Below are 562 nucleotides of genomic sequence, written 5' to 3' on the forward strand. Positions count from 1 at the left end.
CTGCAAAATTATAACCATCTATTTTTGCCTGTTCTTTTACTTGCTGAATAAGTTTTATTTCTCTTTTTTGCTTAAAATAATCCTTTCGGCTGGTCCTTTTTCTCTTCGGACCATCCTTTGATAAACCATAGTTAGAAGATACGACACGAAAAAAATCTTCTTGAACTTTTCTCATGGCATTTAAATAAGCTATATTCTGATCGTGTTTTTTCTTGTCTCTGTTTTCAAATAAAGCTTTTTTCCCATCATGTATTAAATCAAATCTTTTTCCCGGATCTTGAATAACATAAAAGTGGAAATGTGGATTTGCCTCGTCAGTGTGTTCTATTACAGAAACTAACTTTTTACCATATTTATTTGAAAGAAAAGCGATGGCATCGTTTTTATACTCATCCCAAATATCTTCATTTTCCCTATTCAAAGAAACAACCCCAGCAAGTAATATATTTGCATCAGATCTTAACTTTTTTTCTTTTCCGTTCTTATCAGTTAGCTTTGTATTTTCATGATATTCATAAGCTAACTTTTCAACCTCATCTAAATTTTTACCATACAACAAAAG

1 protein-coding gene is annotated in these 562 nt (G+C 30.8%); it reads right to left on the reverse strand.

Going from position 1 to position 562, the window contains the following annotated elements:
- Nucleotides 1–562: plasmid recombination protein (locus tag AB4070_RS18550; protein ID WP_441981403.1), on the reverse strand; the 562-nt coding region annotated here is incomplete at both ends.

Origin of the sequence: Microbacterium sp. 2RAF4, from assembly GCF_052115285.1 — a bacterium.
GTDB classification, from domain to species: domain Bacteria; phylum Actinomycetota; class Actinomycetes; order Actinomycetales; family Microbacteriaceae; genus Microbacterium; species Microbacterium oxydans.